The organism is Thermogutta hypogea (assembly GCF_055386265.1).
Genome location: NZ_AP042425.1, coordinates 2,404,608 through 2,428,178 on the forward strand (window position 1 = coordinate 2,404,608; position 23,571 = coordinate 2,428,178).

Annotated in this window: 17 protein-coding genes; 13 read left to right on the forward strand and 4 right to left on the reverse strand. The window is 63.7% G+C overall.

Annotated features, from left to right (window positions below):
- Positions 1 to 235: 235 nt before the first annotated feature.
- The 3 genes from ACZ5B4_RS08670 (at position 236) to ACZ5B4_RS08680 (ending at position 3,554) form a co-directional block, all read left to right on the forward strand.
- Entirely contained in the window at positions 236 to 1,093 is an 858-nt protein-coding gene (locus ACZ5B4_RS08670) for an SHD1 domain-containing protein (RefSeq protein ID WP_464910830.1), read from the forward strand.
- A gap of 281 nt (positions 1,094 to 1,374) precedes the next feature.
- Positions 1,375 to 2,652: a precorrin-6y C5,15-methyltransferase (decarboxylating) subunit CbiE gene (gene cbiE, locus ACZ5B4_RS08675; protein ID WP_464910831.1), complete on the forward strand. Its 1,278-nt coding sequence runs from the start codon at positions 1,375 to 1,377 to the stop codon at positions 2,650 to 2,652.
- Between the two features lie 134 nt (positions 2,653 to 2,786).
- Positions 2,787 to 3,554: a PIG-L family deacetylase gene (locus ACZ5B4_RS08680; protein WP_464910832.1), complete on the forward strand. Its 768-nt coding sequence runs from the start codon at positions 2,787 to 2,789 to the stop codon at positions 3,552 to 3,554.
- A gap of 65 nt (positions 3,555 to 3,619) precedes the next feature.
- Here the strand turns inward: ACZ5B4_RS08680 and ACZ5B4_RS08685 are convergent, their stop codons facing one another.
- Together ACZ5B4_RS08685 and ACZ5B4_RS08690 are read right to left on the reverse strand one after the other, a co-directional pair.
- Positions 3,620 to 4,636 carry an RluA family pseudouridine synthase gene (locus tag ACZ5B4_RS08685; protein ID WP_464910833.1) on the reverse strand — a complete coding sequence of 339 codons (1,017 nt, stop codon included), beginning with the start codon at positions 4,634 to 4,636 and terminating at the stop codon, positions 3,620 to 3,622.
- Positions 4,637 to 4,710: 74 nt separating this feature from the next.
- Positions 4,711 to 5,628: a tetratricopeptide repeat protein gene (locus ACZ5B4_RS08690; protein ID WP_464910834.1), complete on the reverse strand. Its 918-nt coding sequence runs from the start codon at positions 5,626 to 5,628 to the stop codon at positions 4,711 to 4,713.
- A gap of 540 nt (positions 5,629 to 6,168) precedes the next feature.
- On the opposite strand from ACZ5B4_RS08690, the gene ACZ5B4_RS08695 reads away from it, so the two are divergent.
- The 8 genes from ACZ5B4_RS08695 (at position 6,169) to ACZ5B4_RS08730 (ending at position 18,790) form a co-directional block, all read left to right on the forward strand.
- Entirely contained in the window at positions 6,169 to 7,848 is a 1,680-nt protein-coding gene (locus tag ACZ5B4_RS08695) for a hypothetical protein (protein WP_464910835.1), read from the forward strand.
- A 106-nt stretch (positions 7,849 to 7,954) separates the two neighbouring features.
- Entirely contained in the window at positions 7,955 to 8,818 is an 864-nt protein-coding gene (locus ACZ5B4_RS08700) for a hypothetical protein (RefSeq protein ID WP_464910836.1), read from the forward strand.
- 66 nt (positions 8,819 to 8,884) lie between these two features.
- Positions 8,885 to 9,589 (forward strand): MotA/TolQ/ExbB proton channel family protein, encoded by a 705-nt coding sequence (locus tag ACZ5B4_RS08705; protein ID WP_464910837.1) that lies wholly within the window; start codon positions 8,885 to 8,887, stop codon positions 9,587 to 9,589.
- A gap of 89 nt (positions 9,590 to 9,678) precedes the next feature.
- The gene (locus ACZ5B4_RS08710; protein ID WP_464910838.1) at positions 9,679 to 10,176 is read left to right on the forward strand and encodes an ExbD/TolR family protein; all 498 of its coding nucleotides are present in this window, start codon (positions 9,679 to 9,681) and stop codon (positions 10,174 to 10,176) included.
- Between the two features lie 110 nt (positions 10,177 to 10,286).
- Positions 10,287 to 10,928 (forward strand): ExbD/TolR family protein, encoded by a 642-nt coding sequence (locus tag ACZ5B4_RS08715; RefSeq protein ID WP_464910839.1) that lies wholly within the window; start codon positions 10,287 to 10,289, stop codon positions 10,926 to 10,928.
- An 81-nt stretch (positions 10,929 to 11,009) separates the two neighbouring features.
- A complete protein-coding gene (locus tag ACZ5B4_RS08720) occupies positions 11,010 to 14,567 on the forward strand; it encodes a PQQ-binding-like beta-propeller repeat protein (RefSeq protein WP_464910840.1) in 3,558 nt (1,185 codons plus the stop codon).
- 98 nt (positions 14,568 to 14,665) lie between these two features.
- Entirely contained in the window at positions 14,666 to 17,152 is a 2,487-nt protein-coding gene (locus tag ACZ5B4_RS08725; RefSeq protein ID WP_464914008.1) for an ABC transporter substrate-binding protein, read from the forward strand.
- A 63-nt stretch (positions 17,153 to 17,215) separates the two neighbouring features.
- On the forward strand, positions 17,216 to 18,790 hold the full coding sequence (locus tag ACZ5B4_RS08730) for a hypothetical protein (protein ID WP_464910841.1): 1,575 nt from the start codon (positions 17,216 to 17,218) through the stop codon (positions 18,788 to 18,790).
- Positions 18,791 to 18,860: 70 nt separating this feature from the next.
- On the opposite strand, the gene ACZ5B4_RS08735 is transcribed toward ACZ5B4_RS08730, so the two are convergent.
- On the reverse strand, positions 18,861 to 19,346 hold the full coding sequence (locus ACZ5B4_RS08735; RefSeq protein WP_464910842.1) for a hypothetical protein: 486 nt from the start codon (positions 19,344 to 19,346) through the stop codon (positions 18,861 to 18,863).
- Between the two features lie 416 nt (positions 19,347 to 19,762).
- On the reverse strand, positions 19,763 to 21,718 hold the full coding sequence (locus tag ACZ5B4_RS08740) for a methyl-accepting chemotaxis protein (RefSeq protein ID WP_464910843.1): 1,956 nt from the start codon (positions 21,716 to 21,718) through the stop codon (positions 19,763 to 19,765).
- Between ACZ5B4_RS08740 and ACZ5B4_RS08745 the strand changes: the two genes are divergently transcribed.
- Positions 21,632 to 22,171, forward strand: coding sequence for a hypothetical protein (locus ACZ5B4_RS08745; RefSeq protein WP_464914044.1), 540 nt, complete (start codon positions 21,632 to 21,634; stop codon positions 22,169 to 22,171). The genes ACZ5B4_RS08740 and ACZ5B4_RS08745 overlap by 87 nt on opposite strands.
- A gap of 242 nt (positions 22,172 to 22,413) precedes the next feature.
- Positions 22,414 to 23,409, forward strand: coding sequence for a flagellar motor switch protein FliG (fliG, locus tag ACZ5B4_RS08750; protein ID WP_464910844.1), 996 nt, complete (start codon positions 22,414 to 22,416; stop codon positions 23,407 to 23,409).
- Positions 23,410 to 23,571: the final 162 nt, after the last annotated feature.

Genomic DNA, 23,571 nt, shown 5'->3' on the forward strand with positions numbered 1-23,571 from the left:
AAGCCTCTTCCCCAGCGGCCAATCACGCTCATCCGGCCTAAGTTTCTTGAACCACCCATTCTAACAAGCTAGACTTATACATGACCTCCAGTTTGCATCTCCAACCTTTCGGTTGGAGAACGGCGTGGTTGAGCCGTGCGTTGCGATCCGGCCTCTCCCCAAACAGGCGTTCTCTGCGGAAGATCGCGACGTGATCGGCGGATTTGACTTTCCCTTTTGAGAGGAGGCTACGACGATGCGTTCCAACATGTTGTGCTTGGTTCTGTTGGCCTGCGCCGGAGTCCTTGCGGCGCGACCGGCTTACGCCTGCAAGCTTTTCGGACATAGGTTTGTCCGACTGCACTGTCCCAGCGTGGCTTGCAGCCTTCCCGTGGACTGCTGCGTCCCTCAGGATTGCGGAGTGACGAGCGAGCCGGAAGCGCAGGTCGCGACGCCCGATGAGACCACGGCACCGGCACCCGCTCCCATGGAATCCCCGTCCGACGTTGCACCGGAGGCTCCGGCCCCGGCACCTGCGGAGACCCCGGCAGCTCCGGCTCCGGCCGAAACGCCCGCTCCGCCGGCCCCCGCGGCTGAAGCGGCTCCCGCTCCGGAAGCCCCCGCCGCTGAGATGGTGCCCCCGGCCGCCGAGGCTGCTCCGCCCGCTCCGGCTGAGCCTGCCGCTCCCGCCCCGGCGGAAGCTCCTGCCCCGGCCCCGGCACCCGCGGAGACCCCGGCTCCTCCGGCTCCGGCCGAAACGCCCGCTCCACCGGCCCCCGCGGCTGAAGCGGCTCCGGCTCCGGAAGCACCCGCCGCTGAAATGGCGCCCCCGGCCGCCGAGGCCGCTCCACCCGCTCCGGCGGAAGCTCCCGCCCCGGCTCCGGCACCCGCAGCCGAAGCGGCTCCGGCTCCCAACCAGAGCGGGTATCGGATTTGGACGGACGACACGGGGATCTACCATGTCACCGCGCGATTCGTCCAAACGATCGAAGGCCAAGTCGTTCGCCTGCAAACGCCTTCCGGCGCCTTCGTCCGCGTCTCCTGGAATCGGCTTTCCCCGGCCGACCGCGACTATGTAATGAGTCTGACCGGCCTGGCGGTCAATCAGCGGTAACAAGCCTTCGCAGGTTGCCGCAACCCGGAAGCGTCGCAAAACGACTCCGCAGCATTTTCTGAGAACCGCGCCGAGCTTCGAGCGATCGGCAGCGGTTCTTTTTTTCCCGGCCTAGCATCTTGCGACTCCCACGCGGCGCCGACGGTCTAAAGTCGTCTTTTCCCGCCGAGGCCTCATTGTCCCACGGAGCGTCTCGGTCATAAAATCGACATTGTTCGCTCGGGACGGAAGAACCGCCCGAGGGTAGCGCACCATCACCGTTTCATCGAGGAGGGTACACGGTGACGCAAGTCGAATCGCCGCGGCGGATTCATATCATCGGAATCGGTGAAGACGGCTTGGCGGGCCTGACGGAGCATGCCCGGAAACTGGTCGCCTCGGCCGAACTCTTGATCGGGGATCCGGATTGCTTGGCCATCGTCCGGGATCTTTCCACGCCCAAGCTGGAAATCTCCAATAGTTTGCAAGAGATCGTCGCTCAAATCACCGCCCATCCGGAAAAACGGATCGTCCTTCTCGCGGTGGGAGATCCCTTGTTCTACGGCGTCGCCCGCTACCTGTGGGAAAAGATCGGCAAGGATCGCTTCGAGGTCGTGCCGCATGTCAGTACCATGCAGTTGGCCTTTGCCCGAGTCAAAGAAAATTGGGAGGACGCGTATCTGGCCAATTTAGCGGATCATCCGCTGGAAGAGGTCATCTCTCGCATCCGTTCGGCGGACAAGGTCGGGCTCTTCACGACGGAAGAGTTTCCGCCCAATCGCTTGGCGGAACAGCTTTTGGCCTGCGGGTTGGACTATTTTTCCGCTTACGTCTGCGAACACTTAGGGGCCCCCAACGAGCGCGTCACCTCCGGCGAACTGCACGACATCGCCGCGCACACCTATTCACCGCTCAATGTGATGATCTTGGTGCGGAAACCGGACGTCCCCGATCGCCCGCTGAAACAATGGGGCAAACGCCTGTTCGGTAATCCCGACGAGACGTTCTTGCAATCGAAACCCAAGCGGGGGCTTCTCACCCCGGCTGAAATCCGCGCCATCGCGCTGGCTAAGTTGGATGTCGGCCTGCGGAGCATCGTTTGGGACGTCGGAGCGGGCAGCGGATCGCTCTCCATCGAGGCCGCGCAAATCGCACGCGAGGGGACCGTCTTCGCCGTGGAAATGGACCCCGACGATTACGAGCTTCTCCGCGAAAACGCGCAACGGTTCGACGTCCCGAACCTGAGGCCGATCCCGGGACGAGCACCCGAGGCTTGGACGGGACTGCCCGATCCGGACTGCGTCTTCGTCGGCGGCAGCGGACGCCAAGTGGTCGATCTTTGCCAAGCCGCGTTCGGGCGACTTCGTCCCGGTGGGCGATTGGTCGTAACCATGGGCAGCGTGGACAACGTCGCTGAATGCCAGCAACGGATACGCACCCTGACTCCGCACATCGACGTCCTTATGATCAACCTCGCGCGAGGCTACTATCAGCTCGATCGCGTCCGATTCCAAGCCTTGAACCCGACGTTCATCGTGGCAGCCATCAAACCGCTGCCCGAAAACCGCAAGAATGGATGACTGCGTCTTCCATCCCCTCGGCCCCCTGCCGGATGTCTCCCGCAGAGCGACGGACGGCGATGGAACCTCCACGGAAAACCTCCGACCCGCTGTCGGAACCGTAACATCAGAGGATTTTTGCACATCAACGCCGCATGAACGAGAAGAAGACGTGGGATCAACGCGGGGAGGATGCGCCTCTGGACGTGCTTGCCGTGGGCGCCCACCCGGACGACGTAGAGATCGGTTGCGGGGGGATCGTTCACACCCTGAGCCGTCAAGGCTACCGAGTCGGGATCATCGACTTGACGGACGGAGAGCCGACGCCGCAGTCGCCCGGCCCGGAAACCCGGCTGGACGAAGCCGCGGCTGCCGCAAGGACGCTGGGGGCCTGCGTCCGCGTGACGCTCGCCTTGCCGAATCGCCGCCTATTCGATGACTTCGAGGCGCGATGCGCCCTGGCGACGGAATTCCGACGCTACCGCCCGCAACTCGTTCTCTGCTTGGGCGGCGATACGCCCTTTGCGTCTCCCGATCACGAGGCCGCTCGCCGGATCACGGAAGCCGCGATCTTCTACGCCAGGCTCTCGAAATGGGATGAGCACTTTGAGAACCTGCCGGTTCACAACATACCGCACTATTTGTTCTATTTCCTGTCGCTGCGGCAACTTGCCCCACCCGCCGAAAACCTCCTGGTCGTGGACATTTCGGCGAGCTTGGATGCCAAGCTCGCGGCTGTGGCCTGTTATCACACCCAATTCGGCCATCGTCCCGAGATCCTGGATCGCATCCGCGACGTCAATGCCCAGCAGGGCCGCACGTGCGGCTATGCGGCGGGGGAAGTGGTCGCTCATCCCACCACCTGGGGCACCCAAGACCTGATGGCTTCCGTTCTCGGACGCGCGGTTCGCCCTACTTCCTAGGCAGGGCAAGACGTCTTCCCCCGGCCTGTACCGGCCGACCGGAATGACGCCCGGAGGCGGAGCCGTCACCTCAAGCCCATGCTCCGCTTCCAAGGCCGATACCGTCGCAGCGATTCCAACACCTCGGTCATGTCGCGCGGCAACGGGGCCTCAACCGTCATCCTTCCGCCGGTGCCGGGATGATCGAAGCTCAAGCGATGAGCATGGAGCGCCTGCCGAGCTAACACAACCTCCCCGTCCGGCACGCCGGAAACCAGCTCCCCTCGCGTGATTTCGGCCCGACCGCCGTATTGGCGATCGCAGAGTACGGGACACCCCACGTGAGCCAAGTGGATGCGAATCTGATGCGTACGACCTGTCTTGGGATAGGCCGAGACCAAAGCGAAGCCCAGAAAGCGTTCCTCGACGCGGTACAAGGTCTGAGCGGATCGGGCATCGGGGTCGTGGCGGCGAATCGCCATCTTCTCCCGCTGTTGCGGATGCAAGCCGATCGGCTGATCCACCCAATCCGCGTCCCGATCGGGAACGCCGGCAGTGATCGCCAGGTATTGCTTTTCCACGGTACGCGCGGCGAACTGCTCGGCCAGCCTGCGATGCGCCAAGTCGTGCTTGGCGACCAGAATCGCCCCGCTCGTATCCCGATCCAAGCGATGCACAATGCCCGGCCGATTCGGCCCCCCCAAGCTGCTCAGGCGTCCCCCGTACATGTGTTGGATCGCTCCCGCCAGCGTTCCCGACCAATGCCCGCGGGCCGGATGGACGACCATCCCCGGCGGCTTGTTGACGACCGCCAGCCAGTCATCGTCGTAGAGCACATCCAGCGGAATCGGCTCCGGCTTCGGACACTGCCGGGGGACCTCGGGGAGCGTCACCGTGACGGTCTGTCCGGGCTTCAAACGATAGCTCGGCTTGGCTCCCTTCTCATCCACCGTCACCCCGCCTTCGGTAATAACTCGGCGGAGCACCACCCGACTATAGGCCGGAAAATGCAGGACAAGAAATGCATCGAGTCTCCAGCCGACGTGTTCCGCACCGACCACCAGACGAACCGGTTTCGTCTCGGGTGAAAAACCCGTCGTCATGGCAAGCAGACCTCAACCGGCGCAAGGCCCGGCGAAAGCAGTTGAGCCGAATTACCGGAGCCGCACGCCGTCGCTTACGGCTGCGGAGAACCGCCGGCATCGCCGCTCGGAAGAGTCGGGTTCGCGGGCGTCTTGGTGCCTTCGGCGGAGTTCCCCGGTTCAGCCGTCGGCGGCTCCATCATCGGCTCCCCGGCAGCGGAAGATGCTTCGTCGGCTTGAGGCGGCGAACTCGTCGCACCGCTCTCCCCCGATCCTTCACTTGCGGCAGGCGGCACCGTTCCGGCGGCGGGCGGCGGCGGCAAGGCCCCGGGATCGAACGGCAAGTCACCGGGAGAAAAACCGCCCGGCGGAGGACTCGGGGTCGGCTCGTAACGTGCGAAGAAATCGTAGAAGCCCTGCACGTCCTGACGCTCCAGCTCGTCGGCACGACGCCGAGCCAGCGTTGCGAAGCGCCCCTCCGGAAAGCTCTCCGCCAGTTCGCGGTAGAGCTTGACGGCCCGATCTAACTCGCCCTGCCCTTGCCGCGATCCCGCGAGCGATTCATAAGCCCGAGCCAATCCCCATAGCATCCGCTCTTTCAATTCCGGCCGCCGCACTTTGTCCCTAACCGCCAGGTAACCGTCGATCGCCTTTTGCAACTCCTGCACGGCGTCGGCTTTGTTGCTGAATAGCTGCGCACAACCGATCTCCAAGTGAACGTCCGCGGCAGCGACTTGCGCCCACAGCGCGGCTTCACTCCCGGGGTATTGCTCGGCAACGGCCTCCAAATCGGCGGCCGTGCCCTTCTGCATGGCCTGATAAAGGGCTCCCCATGCTGCTTCACGATTCGCCCGCGAACGATTCGAAAAGACATACCACGCGGCGATGATCAATACGACCAAGACAACTGCGAGCGAGAATGCCCGGGCATAGGGCGCCGCCTTCTCAGTCACATCGGCCAACCAGCGAGCCAATAGATTATCGTGCAACTCGTGACGCCGTTCGCGTTTCATGGCCTTTCCGTATCGTATGAGGACCTAGTTCCGGCCTGCGGACCGCTCGGAGAAGGTTTCCGCGTCACCGCAAAAATCGCAAAGCTAGGAAAGTTTTGAATATAGGTGAAACGAGACCGTTTCGTCAAGGCAAGGTCGGCGTTTAGGAATCCGGCCTTGTCGGGCGCTCCGTCGCCGGGCTTACCGGCCAAAATGATCTCCATCGCCATGAAGCGCCGCCGGCAGGTCTCCGGCAACCGATCTCCGGGCGTCCTCGCAGGACTGCAAGGACGGGCACGGTCGCCATTGATCGCCCGCGCCGCGAAGCCTCGCCACGTATCAAGATTTGCTTGCGTGTGGCGGGCGGGTGTGTCTGCCGCTACAATGACGGGAGCCGCGTAGGCGTGCAGGAACGGCGTGCAGGCACATAGTTCGCGCATGGGAGCGGTCCTTTCGACGGAGCGGACCGCGCGGTGCCCCTCGACGGGCGACTTTTCTCTTCGGAGCGGAAAGATGGCGCGGCGGCAACGCCCTAATCCGAAGCGGCAGGATGCGGTTCGGTTGCAACGATCCGACCGTTATCCGCCCAAGGGAAGCGACTTCCTCGGCAAGGGTGCGCGCATTGCGATCGGCGTTCTTCTTGTTGCGATGTCGGCGCTCTTGATCGGCGGCCGAGCATGCGGTGAGCGATGGACGCCCGAATCGCCCGAGGTCGTTCAGGCCGTAGAGCGGGCCTTGGCCTACCTGGAGAAGGGCCAGGATGCGAGCGGTGAATCGCGGACGGGAGCCTGGGCCTTGATCGGGTTGGCGTTCCTCAAGAGCCACCGCCCCGCCGATCATCCGCTTTTGGTGCGCGCCGCCGACGAGATTCGTCGCCGGATTCCTCCCTCCGGTCGCCCGCAAGATTTTCCCATCGGTACGTGGGATATTTATAGCACGGGCTTGTCGCTGATTTTTCTCTGCTCCTACGATCCGGTCCGGTATCGGAGCGACATTCAGGCCATCCTCGGTTATCTGGCATTTCGGCAAAAGCCGCACGGGGGATGGGGCTATCCTGCCGGCAGTCCGCACGAACTTACCGGTGACACCTCCATGACGCAGTACGCCGTGCTCGGTTGCTGGGAAGCCGTTCAGGCGGGGATCCCCGTACCGGGCGAAGTCTTGAACAAGGCCGCCGAGTGGTTGATCCGCACGCAAGACCCGGGCGGCGGCTACGCGTATCAGGGGCAGGTGAGTCCTACCGGACAATTGATCCCGCAGTCGGGCGTGCGGATCGGCATGGCCGTTGCCGGCATGTCGAGCGTGTACGTGCTGGCGTCGCTGGCCGACATGCGGCGGCTTTCCTCCGACGAGGACGAAGCCTTGCCCCCCGCCCTGCAAAGGATCGAGGAGGAACGATCGGCAGGACGGCTCCGATCGGCGATTCCCACGGCGGCTTTGCGGGGAACGATCCAACGAGGCAATGCGTACATCGAACGCAGCTTCCAAATGCCCTCCGGCATGTACAACTACTACTATATCTATTCCGTGGAGCGCTATTTCACCTTCCGCAGCTTGGTGGAAGGGAACCAGGAAGAACGCATTCCCTGGTACGATTCGGGAGTCGAATATCTGTTGAAAACGCAAGCCGCCGATGGGAGCTGGAGCCATCAGTGCGGCCCCGTTTGCGACACGGCCTTCGGCATTCTGTTTCTCGTTCGTTCCACCAAGCAAAGCGTGGAGCGCGTGCGGGATTTCGGGGCGGGGGTTCTGGTAGGCGGGCGCGGCCTGCCCAAAGACACCGACTCGGCCATCATCAAAAACGGGCAAGTGGTGGCGCTGCCGCTGAGGATCTCGGTTGAAGAGCTGGCGGCGGTGCTGGAGTCGCCCGATGCCGAACGCGCAGCCGCGGCCTTGGACGCTTTGCAAGCCATGCCTCGCGACGAGGCGCGCCTGTTCGTGGCCAAGAACGCCGAGGCCTTGCGACGCTTGGCCGGCGGCGATTCTCGCGAGGCGAAATTGGCTGCCATCGCGGCCATGGGGAACGGCGGGGACCTGAGTTTGGCGCCGGTGCTCATCGACGCCTTGAGCGATCCCGACCCCGACGTAGCCGTCGCTGCCGATCGGGCCTTGCGCCGCCTGGCGAGGCGGCCCGGCGAACCGCCGGCTTCGGGCTTCAACGATACGCAGCGACAGCTCCGCATCCGCGAGTGGAAGCAGTGGTACCAGGCTATCGCGCCGGATGCGGAATTCGACCGCTGATACTCGCACTACCGAAGGGAAAGGTACTTCAACGCGCTTGGTTCGGTGGCTGGGAGACGCAAGAATTGAGCGAATGCGGGCGGCCGAATGAGGGTACGATGACGTGGTGAGCAATCCGTCGGAATTGCAGGTCCGTCCTTGGGAAGACGCGGGCTACCAGCTTCGCGTTTCCGCCTTCGATCGCGCCGTGGCAGCGGTTCTGTCGCTGTTGGTGGTGGTCGGCCTGTGCGTTTTGGCACTCGTCATCATTTGGTGGACGGGGAGGAGTCGCGGCACACAGGCGGCCGTACCGGTCCTACTCCAAAACATCGGCACCGGCGGGGCGCCGCTCGGGGATGATCTCCAAGTGGACACCGACAATCCAGGCCAAGAGGAGGAATTGGAGGACCCCGTCCTGCAAGACAGTCTGGCCTCGGTGAGCGACATCGTGGCGGCCAAATTGGCGGATTTGGACAATCCCCTGATCGCGGACCCGAACTCCACGCAGCGGGGCGGCCCCAAAGGCGATCCGGTCCGCGGCGGCGGCACCGGCGGTTCCGGCACGCCCCGGCGATGGGAATTGATGTTCGACAAAGGAAACACCCTGGATACCTACGCCCGACAGCTCGACTTTTTCCAAATCGAGTTGGGCGTGCTGTTGCCGGGAAATCAAGTTCGTTATGTTTCTCAACTCTCGTCTCCCGCGCCTGTGGTCCGCGACGGGCCGGCGGAGGCGGAGAAACGGTTCTACTTGACCTGGCAACAAGGGGAATTGCAGGAAGCGGACCGGCAATTGCTCGCCAAAGCGGGCGTGGACGCCGGGCGGCGCATCATTCTCAAATTCCTTCCCCCGGACCTGGAGGCGAAGCTCGCGGCGCTGGAGCGGGCCCATGCCGGCGCCAAAGCGGATCAAATCCTTCGCACGCGCTTCGGCATTCGTCCGCAAGGGAACGGCTATGCCTTTTTCGTCCTGGAACAAACCTATCGCTGAACAAACCTATCGCTAGACCTGGAATCGTGCGACCCTAAACCCGGCAGGAATCTTTCGAGCAGAATCATGAAGCTGGATTTGACAAGCATCACGTATTACCTGGGAAACGCGGACTACGCAGCCTTGGCCCTGGTGGCGGTGTGGGGAGCCTTCTGTGTGGTGATGGTCCTGCGGCGCATCGCCCAGACGCGATTTCGCTCCGAAGCCGCGCAGGAAGAGTTCCTCAGCCGCGTCGAAGAGATGCTCCAGCGGCAGGAATTCGATCGTGTGATCGCGGAGTGCGAGAACGACGGCCGGGCGTTGCCGCAACTGGTCCGACTGGCCGCACTCAACCGACGTCTCGGGCTGCAACGACTTCGCACCATGTTGGTGGAACGATTCCAGCGCGATGTGCTGGGGGATTTAGACTACCGTCTGTCCTGGATTTACACCGTGATCAAGAGCGCCCCGATGTTGGGGTTGTTCGGAACCGTCCTGGGGATGATGGGGGCCTTCGCCAAATTGTCCGGCGGGGAAAAGGTCGATCCCACTCAATTGGCGGATGACATCAGTCTTGCGCTGGTGACCACGGCCGTCGGATTGGCGATCGCGATTCCCTTGGTGCTTTGCACCGCATCCGTAACCACGCGCATCCGGCAGTTGGAAGATCTGGTCGGCTCGGGACTGACCCGGTTGCTGGAGATTCTGCGGAGCGTGGGCGTGCGGAGCGATATTCCGCTCCCGCCGCCGGGCGGCTCGGCGGAGCGCGTCTTTCGGTCGGATGTCTCGTGACGGAGACGCGTCGCTCGGCCGGCCGCCGGCCACCGAGGGGAATGCAAGGAACGACGGAGACCTCCGCGGCATCCGAGGGAGGATCGTGCATGAGAGCGAACGACCAACGAGTGTCCGTGGCTTTGCCCGGCGACGCGGGCGAGCTCATCGCCTTCCGTCGTCCCAAACGGGAAGAGGTCGATCTCGACATCACTCCCATGATCGACGTGACGTTCCTGCTTCTGATCTTCTTTCTCGTTTCGGCGACGGTGGAGACGGCCAAAGCCGTGGACTTGCCGCCGGCCAAGTTCGGCAAAGGGGTCGGGGTGCAAGGTTCGCTGGTGATTACCGTGGCGGATCGCGGCCCCACCGCCCCACCCGCGGTTTATCTGGCGGACGGCAAGGTCGGCGAACCGCTGCCCGACGACCCGGACATGCAGCGAGAAATGATTCGGCAGGCCGTTACCGAAGCCTTACAAACCGGGAAGTCGAATGTGCTGATCAAAGCCGAAAGATCGCTGCGCCATCGCGAGGTGGCCCGCATCATGGAGAATGCCGCCCAATTGGAAGGTGTGAAGTTGTACATCGGCGTCCTGGAGCGAGAGTGATGAACGGGTCATCAACTTTCTACGACGCGGGAGCCGTTACGAAAACCGAACGGATGGCATTGATCCGGAGAACACGGCGCGGCGGGCGGATGGGCTGAAGAATATACAACATGGTGAAGATTCGTTGTTCCCATTGCGGCCAGGAAATCACGGTCCCGGAAACGTCGGCCGAAGGGCGGATGGTGTGTCCGGTCTGTCGAGGCGATTTGGCAAAATCCGCGGTGGGCGGCACCGGCCCGATCTCCCGCGGGCCCAAACCTCAAGCGCGAGTCCCGGACAGGGACGCCGGCTCGGAGGTCGTGGTCTTTCCTCGCACGGAAGCGCCGGAGGACGTCATGGACATGACTCCGATGGTGGATGTGGTATTTCAGCTTCTCATTTTCTTCATGATGACGGCGGCGTTCAGTCTTCAAAAGTCACTGGAAGTGCCGCCCCCCGATCCGACTGACGAGACCGCCCAATCCCAAACCCTGGAAGAACTGGAAAACGAAAATGATTTCGTCATCGTCCGGATCGACCGGGAGAACGTGGTGACGGTCGAGGGACGAGACGCCCCCAGTGAACAAGATTTGCTTACGAAGCTGAGAGAGGCTCGGAATGGAGCTGCCGGCGGGCGAGCGACCCGCTCCGGAATGTTGGTTCTGGCCGATCCGGCTTGTCGGCACGAGACCGTCGTGCGGGCCTTGGACGCCGGAAATGCCGTCGGTATGGAGCGCATCCGCTTGGCGACCGTGGAGGACACGGAGTTTTGACGTTGCAAGGTTCCGGCAGAGCCGCGCCGCCGTCCCAGACGGCGGGAGAGAGGGTGCCGATTGGTCCTGGAATGACGCTGCATGATTCCCGCTGAAGAACTGCTCAAATTGTTGCAAGAACGCGACCTCGTGCCGCCTGAGGTGATTCAGCAGTTGCGCAGGCAGGCCGCCGAGACCTCGCGCTCGCCCAAGCCCCTCTCCGCGGCGATGGCGGCCAAGATCCTCGTGGATCAAGGGTATCTCTCGCGGTTGCTGGCGCAGCGATTGATGGCGGCGGCGGAAAAGGAGTACGAGGAGAAAACACAGCGTCACCGCCCCGAGCCGGTCGTCTTGAAAAAAGTCGAACCGCCGCAAAAGAAACCGGACGACGACCGGGCGGAGTCGGGCGAGGACGAAGACCTGGAACTGGCCCCGCTGGAGGATCCGGACGATCTCTTTGGGCCCCCCTCCCGGAAGAAGACCGGACGGCAGGCCAAATCCCGTGAGTCGGCCGCCGGCGAAAAACCTGCTGCGGCAGCGGCAAAACCGCCCAGCTCAGCACCGGAGGGGACCTCCGCGGCTGCCGGGGGCGTCTCGCCCGGGCTGGATGCCGCCCTTCCCGCCGGCCCGGAGAATCTCTTCGAGGAATTGGCCTTTCCCGGCGGAGCGACGCCGACGGGGACCGCGCCCCTCGCCGCCCCCTTTGCCTCCGTGCCGCGACGGCGCAACGTCTGGGATTCGCCTCTGTTGCTCCTCGGCGGCGGGGCCTTGTTGCTGCTGGTCTTCGTGGGCGTGATCGTCCTCTTCTCGCTCAATCGGCGGAGCGGCGACGAGGTGTTGGCGGAGGCCGAGGCCGACTATCGCGCGGGATCGTACACGCAGGCGATCCATAAGTATCAGCGCTTTCTCAAGGACTTCCCCAAACATCCGCAAGCCGGGGTTACCCGGGTGAGGCTGGGACTGGCGCAAATACGGCAAACCCTGAGCGGCGACTGGATGGAAGTTTGGCAAGCCACCCGCGGCGTCTTGGAAGAGATCGCCGTGTTGCCGGATTTTCACCCGGAGGCGGACGCGGAATTGACGGCCGTCCTCCCACAGATCGGCGAGGGACTGGCGGCGTCCGCTTTTGAGCGCGCGGATGCGGCGAGAATCACGGCAGCGGAGCAGGTCTTAGCCGCCATTCGGCGATACGTGCCCCGGGAAAATAGGCCCAGCAAGAAGATCGCGGATATCGAGAACCTGCTGCAATTGGCGCAAAGACGCATTGCGCTGAACCAGGAACGCAGCACGGCGCTCGACAAGATCCGCGAGGCGCGAGCTCGCGACGCGGCCGACGAGGCCTACGAAATCCGCAGGCGGCTCGTGCGCCAATTTCCCCAGTTGGCGGATGATCAGGAAATAGCGGCGGAGATGTCGGCGATGTGCGGCCCGCTCCGCGACCGCGTCGTACGGGAGGAGCTCCCGTCCGTGCCGGCGGAAAGCGAGCCGGAAAAAAAGGTGGAGGAAACCGCCTTCTTCGCCCTCCTTCGCGAGGGTCGGGCTCCGATCGCCGAAGATCAGTTCCTCCTCGTCGAAGCCGAAGGATGCGTTTTTTGCCTGGAGGCGGCGACCGGCCGACTGGTGTGGCAACGTTACGTAGGAAGTGGGACGCCGAACGGCCTGCCGCCGACGGAATTGCCGCAGGTCGAAGCGTCGGGCGCGCGGGCCGCCGTGCTTCTCGATCACCGCCGCCAGGCGCTGATTTGGGTCGAATTGGCGACGGGCAAGGAAATCCGCGCGATCAAGATGCCCGGCGAGACTGCTTGGGGTCCGCGTCTCATCAGCGACGCGATCCTGGTCGGCGGGGCGGATTCGGGCTGGTTCGTCGTCGATGCGGCGACCGGCCAGGGACTGCGGGCAATCCGATTTCCCGTGGCCGTCCGCCTGCCTCCCGCCTACTCTTGGTCGCCCGACGCCGTCTTGGGTTCCCTGTGGTTCGCCGCCGCCGAGCACTCGTACGTCTTCGCGCTCAGCGAGTCCGGAGGCAAGTCGGCGGGGGTGATTTACACCGCGCACGATCGAGGGGCGCTGGTCCTGCCGCCCGTCACCATGGATCGCTACCTCCTGCTTCCCGAAGTCTTGAGCAACGACGCCTCGCGGATCGCGGTTTGGAAGTGGGACGCGGAGGACGGAGCCGAACGGGTGCAGCAACTTGCGTTGAGTGGTCGCTTGGCCGGGCCGTTGCAAGTCGCGGGGAATCGCTTGCTCCTCGAAACGGCCGATGCGGACGTCATCGTGTTCGAATTGCGCGGCGATCCGAAAACGCCCTTGGTACGGATCGCGGAGGGCAAGACCGCCTCGCCCAAGTCCCCGGGGACGGATTGGGAGGTCCCCCGCTACGTGCTTCTGGAGTCGGGGATTCTGTTGGCTGCGGATACGGCGCTGACGCGATTCGACCTTCAGGCGGCGGCGAGCCGGATCGTGCCGCAGTGGGTGGCCGCCGAAAATATGCCCGCCTTGCAACCGCCGCGGCTCGTCGGTGACGCCGTCCTTCATGTCTATCGACGGGTGGGGCAGGCAGGCGTTTTCGCCGCGGCTGTCTCCGTCAAGGACGGCTCGTTCTACTGGGAGACGCGGCTGGCCGATCCGATGTCGCTCCCTCCCAGACTCGAGAACGGCGCCCTGCGAACGGCCACGGTCGGCGGCTCAGTCTGTCTCCTTCCGCTCGAAGTTGAAGCGGGGTCTGCCGGGTCGATGCCCGTCCGCTTGGCCGCGCAGCAGATCGAGGGAGCGGCGGAGGCAGTTTCGCGAGGAAACCGCACGATCCATCGCACCCCGCTCCCCGCGCCGGGGATCGAGGCTGCGGCGGCCGAAGGCGATCGAGAGATCACCATCCGGGAAGCCGATGCAGCCTCCCCCAAAGTCCGCCGAATTCCCCTGCCGATGGAAGTCGCCGGCCCGATCGCCTCGCTCGGTCGGGAATTAGTGGTTCCGTTTCGCAACGGTTCGCTGGCCCGGCTTGATTGGACGGCCGGCCGATTGTCCGGCGATCCCTATCAGACGCCGGCGAATCCCGGCAAATCGGTACGCTGGACCATGGTACTCGCTTTGCCGGATCATCGCGTGGCGGCAGCGCGCGAGGATGGCCGCCTTTGGCTGCTTTCCGCCGCGGACGGCGGTTGGAAGACGCAACACGAAATCTCCTTCCAGGCCGCGCTCGTCCCGCCGGCGGCGGTGCTGACGACCCATCTTTTTGCCTTAGATACGGAGCGGCGACTGAGGGTCGTGAACTTGCAAACCGGCGAAACAGTGCTGAGTGAGACTCTCGACGAACGCCCGGTCTGGGGGCCGTTTACCGTGGGTGAACGCGTATGGCTGGGTACCGCAAAAGGGAACGTTCTCGCCTGGGACGACCAACCGGCTCGCGTCGATGACAAACCCTTGGGAGAAATGCCGTGGGTGGGGCCTCCGATTGCGTGGCGGAATTATTTCCTGACCGCCTCGAGCCACGGCGAGCTACTGTTGCTGGAGCATAATCAAGGGGCGATCGTCGAGCGGGTGACCCTCGGTGGTGTGCCGATCGCCGGTCCCGCCGTTTGGCAAAATTGGGCCATGGTCGGACTGCGAGACGGCCGGGCCGTCCGTGTGCGATTGGATCAATTCGCCGCCGCCGGACCATGATGTGCGCCGGCGTTGACGACCGTGAAGGCCGATCACAGCCGGCGTCAGGGTGACGACCTCGGCAACGCTGCGATTCGAAATACGAGAGCGTGAACGTGATGATGAGCGGCTTACCATCGGCACGGGAAACGCATCGCCGGCTCCATGCGGAGTTGGGGGTCGCGATGTGCTTCGCCGCCGTGGCCCTGATCGGGGTTATCGTCGGGGTCATCACCGGGTTCGCATGCGCGGAAGAGGCAACACCGGGGGATTCCCCGCCATCCGATATTCCGCTGTTTGAGCAACCGCCGTATGACCTGATCTTCCTCAACGCGGCGAACAATGACGCGGTTCTCAAGGTTTCGCCCCTGCCCTTCCCGGATCGCAAGAAGCCCTCGCCGCTGCCGAGATCCGGATTTTTGGAGGTCGAGCTGTTCGATCAGCCGGGCGAGCGCTTTCGCGCCGCTTGGCCGCAGATCGTTCGCATTCAATTGTTCGAGGAGATTTTGGTGGAGGAAGCCCGGCGATTGATCGAACAGAAGGACTTCTCCGGGGCTTGGGATTACATCGAGTACTTGCACGCCAACTATCCCAAGGTCGAAGGCTTGGACGCCCTGCGGCAACAATTCTGGTTCGAGGAGGCGATGGCGTCGATCAGCCGCAAGCAATTCGATCGCGCCTATGGAGACCTTCGCAATCTCTTCGCGGAGAGGCCGGACTACCCGGGATTGAGCGAGGCCGTCGGGCAAGCCGTGAACGGCCTGGTCGATCGTTATTGGGAACGCTCGGAGTATGCAGCCGCTCGCCAAGTCGTGGACGGTCTGGCGAGCCTATTTCCGGAGCACCCTGTGGTCGCGGCGCGCCGCGCGCAATTCCAGGCGGAGGCGGGGTCGCTGCTCGCGGAGGCGGAAGCGGCGTTGCAGCGGGGCGACTTTCGACGGGCCGATCTCTCGGCTCGCCGCATGATGGCCGTGTGGCCCCAATTGCCCGGCGCGGCGGATTGTCTCCGTCGCGTGCAGACGGCCTACCCGCGGCTTAGGGTCGGGGTAACGCTCGCTCATCGAGATCTCGATCCGGTCTCGCTCACGGATTGGTCGGCCCGTCGCAGCGGGCGATTGGCGGCCCGCTGCTGGGCGGAGTGGTCCGGCATCGGGCCGGAGGGCGGTATCTACGCCACTCCGTTTCACACCATGCAAAGCCAAGACCTGGGGCGGAAGCTGGTCTTTACCGTGACGGCGTCGGATCGCCAGGGAATGATTTCCGGCCCCGCCGTCTCCGACTTGGCCGAGCTTTTTTGGGCCATGGGAGACGCCGCCGATCGCCGTTTCTTTTGGCCGTGGGCCGGTCTTGCGCAAGAACTGGCCGCGGGGGCGCCGGGCGAGTTGATTGTGCAATTGCGACGCCCGCATGTCCGTCCCGAGGTCTTCTTGCGGAATACCGTTGCGAGCCGCTGGGCGGCGATGTCGGATCCGCAGACCGTTGCAGCGTCCGCGCGATTGGGCGAGGACGCCCCCGGCTCCGCGCGCCTGGAGGACGACGGAAGGGCCGCACCGGGCGGGAAGCTCGACGCAATCGGGCCGTATGTCCTTGATCCGGCAACGACCTCGGACTCGCGGTCCGAAGTCACCGTTTTTTTGGCGAATGACGCCTACGATCAGCGGACGCCGGGGCGACCGGCCGAAATCAACGAAGTCGCCTTTGCCCGCGGCCGCGACGCCTTGGCAGCGCTGCGGCGCGGCGATTTGGACGCGGTCGATCGCATCAACCCCTGGGAACGCACTTTGATCGAAGGACGGACGGATCTGGAAATCCGGAGGTATGCCGCGCCCCTGGTCCACATGCTGATTCCCAACCTTGGCCGGCCGTTCCCCGCCGACCGGGATTTCCGTCGAGGCCTACTGCTGGGTACCGATCGCGAGCGGATTCTGCGGATGCTTTTGGACGGACGATCCGAGGAGGGGTGCCGCGTCGTCAGCGGGCCGTTTCTCGCGGGTACCCGGCGGGCGGACCCGTTGGGGTACGCCTATGACGACGTTCTGGAGCCTCGGCCGTATCAGCCCGCCGCGGCTCTGGCTCTGTTGCAAGTGGCGGCGGCTCAGGCACGGGAAGCCGCCCGCAAGCAGGGCCGACCGCCACCCGAAGGCAACACGCTCACTTTGCGTCTGCCGCCCCACGAAATTGCGCGCGAGGCCTGCCGGGAAATGGCGCGGCAGTGGCGGCTCTTGGGTTGGGAAGTCCGCCTGATCGAGACGCCTCCTCGCGATTCCACGCCCGCTTCCGAGGATTGGGACTTCCTGTACGTCGAAGCGGCCATGTGGGAGCCGGCGGGCGACGTCTTTCGATTGTTTTCCTTGCCCATGTTCGGCGGCCGACTCAGTCCCTATGTAACGCTCAGCTTGGCCCGTGTTACGGAGGCCGCCGACTGGCCCGAGATGTCGGCCCGATTGCGGGCGGTGCATCGTGCCGTGTACGACGATGTCGCCGTCCTTCCGCTCTACCAATTAACGGATTATTTCGTGATCCGCAAAGGGATCGAGGAGGTTCCCGCGCAGCCCGCGGTCTTGTATCAAGACGTCGAAAAATGGGGCGTCGTACCCGGGCAGTGAGAGACACCACCGACAAGGCATGAGGGAATGTGTGACATGCGGCGGAGGTCGGGAGACGAGACGATGGGTCAGCCGAGGCGAAGCCCCGACATTGCCCGGGGGCGGTCGCCCGGACTGTTTTTATCCGCTGAGCCCGCCGATCGCCGAGCGATGGCCGGCGGCAGGTACGGGGCGGCGACGCGATTGGGGGCCGCACGGCTCGCCTTCCTCCGCCGGTGGTTGCAGCGAATCCTGATCCTTGCGTGCTCTTTTGCGGGCGGATTCGTTGAGCGTCCTCTTGGTTCCGCGGCGATGGCACAGTCCCTTTGGGAGTGGACGCCCTACCGTGTGGAAATCTACCTGGCCGTGGAGGACTGCCCGGAGCTGACTACCGCCGATGTGGTGCGATTGGCGGCCGATCTGCAATCGCGCCTCGAGTTTCGTTTGGGTGCGAGCTGGGAACCTCGCGTATCGCCGATTTTCGATGAGGCGAGCAGGTTGTTGTTGCCCGACCTTCCCGCCCTCCCGCCCGAGGAATTGCCGGCGGAATGGCGGCGACTGAAAACCGCCGACAAGATCATCGTGATGCGGCTCGGAGCGGCGTATGACGGCCTTTGCGTGTCGGCGAGGCAATGGGACGTGCGGGCCGAGCAATGGGGGCCGTTGATCCGCACGGCGGTCCCCCATGAGTCGGCCGTTCCTGAAGCGATCCTGCAAGCCATTCTAGAGAGTCATGTGCCCTTGGCCGCCGTGCAGGTCTTGGAGGACGGCGGCGTTCGGCTGCACCAACGCGGAGTCGCCCTCGCCGCGCAGCAAGGTCGGGAAGCGGAGGAACGGACCCCCGTCTACCACGTGCTGGCCCGGTATGAAGATCGAGATGGTAACGCCAGGGCGGTCGTCACGCTTCCCTGGACGATCCTGCTACCGAGGGACCGCGACGACGGGGCGGGGCTGCCCTGCGAGGTGATCTCCGGGGTACGGAATCCCCTCACGGCTCGACGCCGCGGCCGGGTGGAACTGCTGGCTTGGGGGCGACGCCCGCCGGGGGGAGCGACCGTATTGCAACTTCTGTCGCGAGATGAACGCAAGAAACCTCTGGCCGACTACGATGTGTTCGCCCAAAAACCCGAGGAGGCGACATTTCGCTGGGTGGGACGAACGGATTGGGACGGACGAGTGTCGATAACCGACCCCGAGGGGACGCCCCTCGTGCTGGCGATCAAGCACGGAAGCCGTTTACTCGCCAAGCTGCCCCTGGTGCCCGGCATGGTCTCGGAAACGGCCGTCGCGATTCCGGACGACGATCCCCGGCTGGAGGCCGAGGCCGCCCTCCGCGGCATTCAGGACGAACTCGTGGATTTGGTCATCCAACGGACGGTACTGCTGGCCAAGGTCCGCGCGAGGGTCGCCGAGGAAAAGTGGGAGGAGGCGGCCGAACTACTGGATCGAGTACGTAGGCTGAAGTCGCGCGAGGTATTCTCCAGCGAAATCATGCAGTTGCAGCAGCGCATCGACTGCCCTGAACCGACGGGCCGCGGACAAGTGGACAAGATGTTCAATGAGGTCCGACGCCTGGTGAACCAGTACCTCGATCCGTCCGAATTCGAGAGGCTGGTTCAGCAAGTGTCCAGCCGCCGGCGCAACCCTTCGTCTGGATGAGCGGAATGCGGCCCCGGGTAGGATCTCAGGGCGGCGCCCCGCGAAGGCCGCCCGCGCGGACGAGGAACTCTCACGTCATCAAGTCGGACCTGCGGCGTTGATCGCGATGGATGACTTGAACGCGACCGGCCAACCGGTCCACGGCCTCCCGCGGGGTAAGATTGAGCAAGAGTCGGTTCTCCGGCGTCCACGCCAGGCCGTCATAGCGAAAGAGGGCGACCCCGGCTCGCCGCCTCACCTCGTCGTCGTCACACGGCAACCATTCTTCCGGGCAAACCAACGAGACTGCCACGATCGCGGTAAGGCCGCCGGAACTGCGGTCGCGAATGTAGGTCACCTCGTCGTCGAACTCGAAGGCCGCGGGATCGTCCTGTCCCATATCGGCGGCGACGGCCATGGCGAAGCGGGCCTCGAGACTTTCACGGTGCCGATGGAAACGACGGCGGGCCTCGGAAAAGCGAACGCGCGCCAGCAAACGATGACCTGCCCGCACGCCCCCGGCGATCGCGAGCGATGTCGCCGCTACGGCCGTCAATAGGATCCAAGGATCGTCCATGCGCGCCCCGTCGGTCTCGTATGCGCAGGCGTGGAAATCGGCCCGATTGCCGCCTCCTCATTCCATTGTATAGCGGTGAAGACGGAAAAACGCAATCAAGTCGTCAGGGCCGCCCGGGCACTCGCCGCCCGGCTGGAGCCGGCCTCGGCCGAGTCCGAAAAGTGAAAATAGGCCGGATTCCTCCGATGATATGGGACGGCATGACGACCGAGGTGCTCGATTCCCGGCGTGCCGTTCGTTACGGTCGTGAAAACAAACGAGTCTGGGACCTCGCACCCGCGGGGTCCCAGACCGTTTCCCGAAATTGGGAGGCGTCCTTTTTCGAGCAACCGCGCGCCGCCGTGCCGCCTTCCTCTCTTTGGAGCCTTGCGACGCCGGCACGCGGCTTCCCGGCCGATCGTTTGGACCGGCGGACATCACGTCTTGAAGCCCGACACCAACTGCCGCAAGGCGTCGGCCTGCGCGCCCAACTCTTGGCTGCTGGAAGCCATTTCCTCGCTGCCGGCGGCCGACTGTTCGGCCACCAGGGCGATGCCCTCGATAGCGCGACGGACTTCTTGGGCCGTCGAGTTTTGATCGGCCGCCTTCTGGGCGATCACGCCGATTTTCGCGGCCGTTTCCTCCACGCTTTGCAGAATGCCCCGCAACGCCTCACCCATGCCGTCGCTCAATTCCGCTCCCTCTTCGACCAGCCGAGTAGATTCGCGAATCAACTGAGCGATCTCTTGGGCGGCATGATTCGACCGTTCGGCCAATTTGCGGACTTCATCGGCGACTACGGCAAAGCCCATCCCGTGTTCACCGGCCCGGGCGGCCTCGATCGCGGCGTTCAAAGCCAGCAGGTTCGTCTGCCCGGCAATCTCCGAGATCACTTGAATGATGTCGCCGATGCGCTTCGAGCTGTCCCGAATGGCGTTCATGGCGGTGATCGACTTGTCGACGGCGGCCCCGCCTTCTTTGGCGGAATGGCTGCTCTTTCGGGCAAGCTCGTCCGCCTCGACGGCCAATGCCCGCACCGCCTCCACGGAACGGCTCAATTCCTCAATGGCCGCGCTCATCTCCTCCACGCTCACCGATTGAGCTTGAGCACCCTGGGCCACGGTTTGGGAGCTTTCCGCCACGACCTTGGCGCCCTCCGTGAATTGCTCGGCACTCTCGATGACTTGGTGGATCATATCCCGCAACTTCTGGATGAAGTTGTTGAACCAATGGGCAAGCTCCCCGATCTCGTCCTTGCTATCGATCTGCAATCGCTTGGTCAGGTCGCCTTCCCCTTGGGCTATGTCCTTCAGCATATCGACGGCCCGGTGCAAGCCGGCCACGGTGCGGCGAGCCGTCCATGCGGCCACAAACGTGCACAAAACCAGAACGGCGAACCCTCCGCCCATGGTCCAAAGCATCATGCCGTTCATGGCGACGTCCACACGCTGCAAGGAGTCTTGGAAGTCATCTTCGTAGGCCCCCGCGCCGATCACCCAATCCCACGGCTCGAAGTACGTCACGGCGGCCACCTTCCAGCGGGCATGAGCGTCGCCGTCGCTTTTCCAGGCGTACCGTTCCACGGCGCATTCGCCGGGCTTGAGCTTCGACGCGGACTCCACGATCGTGCGAATGAAGTACCGACCGTCGGCGTCCTTGGCGTCCCAGATGTTCTCACCGTCCCGCTTTCCTTGTTGCGAGATGACATACTTCCCCCGTTCCTCCCCGCTGCCCTGCAACACGTATACGTAACCCGACTTGCCGACCTTGATGTTCATGATGCCTTGACGCAGCTCCGCCACACCGTCGCGCGGAACGCCCACATACAGACATCCCACGACATTCCGGCCTTCGTCCAAAATCGGTTTATAGGTGGTGATGTACCAAGCGTTCACGACAAAGGCTTTGCCGGTATACGTCTCGCCGCGGAGCAGCGCCGTCACCACCGGATTCGGCTTGCCGTCGGGATTGACGGCCGGTATGTAAGTACCGATGGCGCGTTTGCCTTCGGCCGTAGGGACATTGGTGCAAATCCGCAGCATGTCGCCTTGAGCATTCATGCGTTGAAAGATCGTGCATCTGGCCCCGGTCAGCTCATGAACTTTGTCAACAATCGGCGACGGAACGGTCGGATCCGTGTTCGGGTGGATCGGCGTCTCCCCGAGCGTCACCTGGGGCAGCTCCACGGAATGCGCAGCATTCGTAAACTGGTTGACCGCCTGCCAAGCCACCGTCTCATTCCGAAATCGAATTCCGCCGTCTTGGGCGATCAGTTCGTCGGCCAACTTCATGGAGTTGCCCCGTGCTTGCAAAAGCGACCGGTGATAGACGTTGAGCATCTGCTCCACATCGAGCGCGATTCTCTTGCAGGATTCCTGCCCCAAGGCCGTCACTTCCGTGGAGATCTGATCGCGCTATCGCCCCTTATTGGCAAACAGCAGCCCGACAATGGCGGTTGCCGTAACGACAATACCCCCGACACTCGTGGCGACGACCTTGGTTTGAAGTCTCATGGCCAGGTACCTCCAAATCCCTCCAACAAACAAAAAAGAAAACTACCGGAAGCGCAGCCGACGACGGTGCCGGCATTACAGCGCCCTTCGGAAAAGCCTCTCCGCGGCGCACGCGGGCCGCTTGCTTTAGCGGGAATGGTGGGAGGAATAGGCAAGAAAAGGAGAGAGATCCGCGAACGGGATGCCTTGCCAACGCAGCCGATCCTCCGTCTGCCCGGCGGATTTCCACACTCCTTGCGTTCCATCATGAACCACCTTCCAAGGTACCGTAGTATGCCAATTTACGCCGTCAAGCGGAGCTTTGCGCAAAACGGCAAAATTTTCGAATTGTGATAGCAAGCTGCGGTTTGAACCGCCCGAATCGATTGTAAGGATTACACGGCCCTTATAACGCTTTGCGGCGTTAGATTTTACGCGGTTTTCCGGCTCCAACCGGCGGGAAACATCGTTTCAAGCCGCACGGAGTGCATACCGATGGTGGAGATAGGGCCGCTGTATCACGACCGCACCGCCTGTGCGCCGGCGGCCATGCCCATCCCACAATTAGCGTGCCACTACCGGGAAACCGCCCAAATATGCCGGGAGACATCCGCAAGGCCGCCATCCTGTTGATGAGCCTGCCCCGCGAGCAGGCCACGCAGCTATTGACGCGGCTGGAGCCGAAGCAGGTCGAGGCGGTCACGATCGAAATCGCACGCTTGGGCCTGGTCTCGGCGGAGGATCAGGAACAGGCCCTCCGGGAATTCGCTCAGGCCAATCCCTCCTCATTGCCGGGCGGCAAAGGCGGACTCGACGTCGCCAAGGAATTGATCGAGCAGGCCCTGGGCCGCGCCGCCAACGCCACGCTGGAGACGGTGCGGCAATCCATCGAGGCCCTCCCTTTCGCCTTCCTCCAGAAGGTGGACAGCCAAAACCTGCTCACGTTCCTGATCGACGAGCACCCGCAGACGATCGCCCTGATCCTGTCGCACCTCCCTCCGCAGCACGCTTCGGAGATTCTCCGCGGTCTGCCGCCCGAAAGGCAGGTCTCGGTCATCAAACGCGTTGCCACCATGAGCCAGACCAGCCCGGACATCATCCACGAGGTCGAGGCCGGCTTGGAATCGCGGATGTCCAGCGTCATGAGCCAGCGTTTTGAGAACGCCGGCGGCGTCCCCACCGTGGCCGAAATCTTGAACGTCATCGACCGCGCCACGGGCAAACACATTTTGGAGAGCCTCGCGCAGGACGACCCCGACTTGGTCGATGAAATCCGCCGCCTGATGTTCGTCTTCGAGGACATTACCAAGCTCAGCGATCGCGATATCCAAACCCTGCTGAAGCACGTGGAAAACTCGCAGTGGGCCATGGCCTTGAAGGGCGCCAGCGACGAGCTGAAGCAGAAAATCCTCAAGAATATGTCGAGCCGTGCCGCCACGCTGTTGCAAGAAGAGATGGAGTACCTCGGCCCGGTACGCGCTTCCAACGTGGAGCAGGTGCAACAGCAGATCGTCGATATCATCCGCCGCCTGGAAGACATGGGCGAAATCACGGTTGCCGTGAACCAAGAAGAAGAACGGCTCATCCAATAGCGGGGGAACTCGCGGCACGGGCCTGATGCGCGACCGACGCTCGGGTATCCGGGCCGCTCCGTCACGGCGTCCGCTCCGCCGGTTAGAGGCGGCCCCTTCCCCCAACTCCGACGGCTCTTGTCGCCGTTCGGCGACGTTCGGACTCCCCTTGAGGCTGCCGCC